Source organism: Paenibacillus sp. SER-28 (assembly GCF_052906305.1).
Genome location: NZ_JBRECM010000029.1, coordinates 1 through 3,313, shown reverse-complemented (window position 1 = coordinate 3,313; position 3,313 = coordinate 1). Strand labels below are relative to the sequence as shown.

The window sequence follows — 3,313 nt, the reverse complement described above, 5'->3', positions numbered from 1 at the left end:
TCAAACTCTCCATTAAAGACCAACCGAAGTTGATTTATAGAAAGAGCGATAAGCTCATTTTGAAACTGACGAGATAATAATATCTCATTTTCGCTTCCATTTCATACAACCTAATGGCATGTACCAAAATTTCCGCGTTAGATTTTGTAAACAAAATCCGTACTCACTCGTTGTTCAGTTTTCAAAGATCAAACTTGCATAATGTCTTACTTTGTTTCGTCACCGCGTCTCAGTGGCGACCTTTATAATATATCATCTCTTTTTAGAATTTGCAAGAGTTTTTTTTAATTTCTTTTTTTCGAGCAAATCCTTCAAAAAGGAACGAAAATTAATTTACCATGAATATTGAATAGAGTCAATACTTTTTTTGATATCAGAAAGTATAAGCTTTTTAAAATAGTTTACTTCCTGATATCTCTGATATGTTTTCTACCCTATCTATTGTTTGGTTTGTGGGACTCGCCCTCTGCGAGCATATTTGGATAGTTCCTTGGCGGGTGCAAAACGGGCATACATGCGGAAGACTGTTTTATATCGAAGTGCGATTGCGTAGCGAATATCTTGATCCAATCGAGTATCGCTCATATCAAGCAGCATTTCATCTAGCTCCTTACGAAGAACGTAGTCAAGTTCCTTGCATTCTTTTTCGTTAAACAGCATTCCCAACATATGACCATACTCCCTTATCAGCAGATTATATAGTACTTATATTTGCTCAACTATTGTTCCAATCTTTACCTGTTTTTAAACTCAACTGCTAAGGTTTCAAACTTCCCCCGATTAATCTTCAGCTTCTCTTTAGGCTCTCCCCTTTGTTATGTTCAATTTTCAGGAAATATATAAATAATTGGCCATAATATTTTATTGTGACAATAAACGATAAGTTATGCCACTCTCAATAGCAGCTGCTATAAGCAGTAAGATGACAGACCATAGGGACACCCTCAACGTTTGTTTCATAAATACATTCCACGATGGGCCAGTTCCTTTGCGCTTTAGCCCTATGCTTGTACCTATAGTAGACATTATGTTAATTCCAAACTTCAATCCGAAGGCACAGGCGATAATCAAAACAGGCAATTCAATCACACCGTGAGGCAGCAACCCTTTTACAACAACTTCATACATACTTCTTCCCATATCTGTCTGCAAGTGTACTACAAACCCTAAAACCATACCGTTCACAATCAAAAATATAAACGGTACGATTCCAAATACAGCCCCCATAAATATAACCAGCACACATTTAATTGCATTATTGAAAAAGATAAATACAAAAAAACTCCATTGTGGATGCTCAGAATTCTGCAAGCGCTGCGCTACTTCTCCCAGTCCCTCCATTTGTTGCGCTAGCATGGATTGAATAGTGCCTGTACTTAACCACCCCACTATAATACTTGTGCAGAAAAGAAGTGCAGAGATTAAAATCAACCGTCTTGTTATGTGTAAATCGTGAAAAAATGCGTTTAGTCCCATTTGATAATTCCTCCTATTAGTCCAATGGAATAATTGACAACCCCTGGCATAGCTTTAAGTAAACAAGCACTTCTAGGATGAAAGGGGCGTTATTAACCATGAATTCTTTTTTTTATGTATTAAACGGTAAAAAAATCAAACGATTCTTAATCGTAATGGCTGCAGCCATCTTTACTGTCGGAGTCATTTATGTAGAAACCGATAATGTTACAGTTTTTTCCGAGGAAGCACCAACCGCTATTTATAGTGTGCCCACGGACAAAAAGTTGATCGCTCTCACCTTTGATATTAGTTGGGGCGATAAGCGTACTGCCCCCATCTTAAAAGTCCTTGAGGATAAAAAAGTCACCAAGTCCACCTTTTTTCTTTCTGCCCCTTGGAGTAAAACACATCCAGAACTTGTGAATCAGATTAAAGAAAGCGGATTTGAGATCGGCAGTCATGGCCATAAACACGAAAATTACAGCAGTTTAAGCGATGAAGATATTCGTAAGCAGATTTCAATTGCTCATACCACATTAACCGAACTGACGGGACAGTCCCCGAAATTGATCCGTATGCCTAATGGCGACTTTGATAAAAGAGTCCTTCAGGTTGCCGGCACTTTAGGCTACAAAACCATTCAGTGGGATACAGATTCCCTGGACTGGAAAAACCCTGGTACTCAGGTCATAATCGACCGTGTTGTAAATAAAGCGCATCCTGGCGATATCGTCCTTCTGCATGCCAGTGATTCCTGTAAACAAACGCATGAAGCCCTGCCGGTCATTATCGACAAGTTGCGAGCACAAGGCTATGAATTCGTGACTGTATCTGAACTGCTTCAACAGGGTACAGTAAAAGGCAAAGAGGTACGCGATCAGGCACTGGGTCTTTAAGGAGTTATTTTACATCGTTCTCAGCTAAAAACCAAAAGCAAATCGACATATTTCTCCCCATTCATCCGCATACTATCCACATTCATGATGAAGGAGGAATACGGCCATGAATTGGACTCGTTTGCGATTTGTTAGCACGGTATGCGTACTGGGCGTTGCACTGAGTGGATGCGGCTCGGATCAGGGTTCTGCGCCCCCCCAGAACAGTTATAAAGAGATGAAAACGATGGTTGTCGATATCCTGAAAAGCGATGACGGAAAAAAAGCGGTAGAGGAGGCTTTAACCGGGGAAAACAGTTCATCCAAAGAAGGACAATCCGGTCAAAGCAGTGAAGAGGGTGGGTCTGGTGGTGGGTCTGGTGGTAGCATGGGAATGAAAATGCTTATGCCCATGCAATCGGCTGAACAGATGAAGATCGCAGTCAAAGATACTTTGGTATCACCTGAATATAAAAAAGAAATCGAAAAAATTATGACTGATCCACGTTTTGCCGGAGAATTTGCCAAAGCCATCAACAGCCAAAGCAAACAGCTTCATATGCAACTTATAAAAGACCCTTCTTATCAAAAATCAATTGAAGCAATGCTCAAGTCACCAGAATTAACCAAAATGTATATGGACTTAACTAGAACCCCTGAATATCGCAAACAATCTATGACAGTCATGCATGATGCCATGCAAAATCCGATTTTCCGACTTGAGGTTATGAATTTACTCAAAACCGTCGTACAAGAGGAGCTTCAACCCAAGGTTGAGAAAAAAACCGGTGAGCAAAGCGGTGCAGGCGGCGATAAGCAAGGTGGTGGTGGAGGTAGCGAAGGTGGGGGCGAAGGAGAACAAGGAGGAAGCCAATAATAAAAAGGCTGGTTTAATAAACCAGCCTCAGATTGTCGAGAAACCCCGTCTTTTGAGACGTGGGTTTCTTTTTCTTTACATCATAAGGCTCTGGTCTCTGGAG

Annotated in this window: 4 protein-coding genes; 2 read left to right on the top strand and 2 right to left on the bottom strand. The window is 40.5% G+C overall.

Going from position 1 to position 3,313, the window contains the following annotated elements:
* Positions 1-438 precede the first annotated feature (438 nt).
* Entirely contained in the window at positions 439-669 is a 231-nt protein-coding gene (locus ACUYLD_RS25400) for a hypothetical protein (protein ID WP_013312131.1), read from the bottom strand.
* 192 nt (positions 670-861) lie between these two features.
* Positions 862-1,476 carry a stage II sporulation protein M gene (locus tag ACUYLD_RS25395; RefSeq protein ID WP_440723590.1) on the bottom strand — a complete coding sequence of 205 codons (615 nt, stop codon included), beginning with the start codon at positions 1,474-1,476 and terminating at the stop codon, positions 862-864.
* 98 nt (positions 1,477-1,574) lie between these two features.
* Between ACUYLD_RS25395 and pdaB the strand changes: the two genes are divergently transcribed.
* Together pdaB and gerD are read left to right on the top strand one after the other, a co-directional pair.
* Positions 1,575-2,354 carry a polysaccharide deacetylase family sporulation protein PdaB gene (pdaB, locus tag ACUYLD_RS25390; protein ID WP_061831406.1) on the top strand — a complete coding sequence of 260 codons (780 nt, stop codon included), beginning with the start codon at positions 1,575-1,577 and terminating at the stop codon, positions 2,352-2,354.
* A 106-nt stretch (positions 2,355-2,460) separates the two neighbouring features.
* The gene (gene gerD / locus ACUYLD_RS25385; RefSeq protein WP_446676222.1) at positions 2,461-3,210 is read left to right on the top strand and encodes a spore germination lipoprotein GerD; all 750 of its coding nucleotides are present in this window, start codon (positions 2,461-2,463) and stop codon (positions 3,208-3,210) included.
* Positions 3,211-3,313 lie beyond the last annotated feature (103 nt).

Bases quoted from the DNA above. Each gene is read 5' to 3' on its own strand.
- ACUYLD_RS25400 (WP_013312131.1), bottom strand. From the start codon at position 669: ATGTTGGGAATGCTGTTTAACGAAAAAGAATGCAAGGAACTTGACTAC.
- ACUYLD_RS25395 (WP_440723590.1), bottom strand. From the start codon at position 1,476: ATGGGACTAAACGCATTTTTTCACGATTTACACATAACAAGACGGTTG.
- pdaB (WP_061831406.1), top strand. From the start codon at position 1,575: ATGAATTCTTTTTTTTATGTATTAAACGGTAAAAAAATCAAACGATTC.
- gerD (WP_446676222.1), top strand. From the start codon at position 2,461: ATGAATTGGACTCGTTTGCGATTTGTTAGCACGGTATGCGTACTGGGC.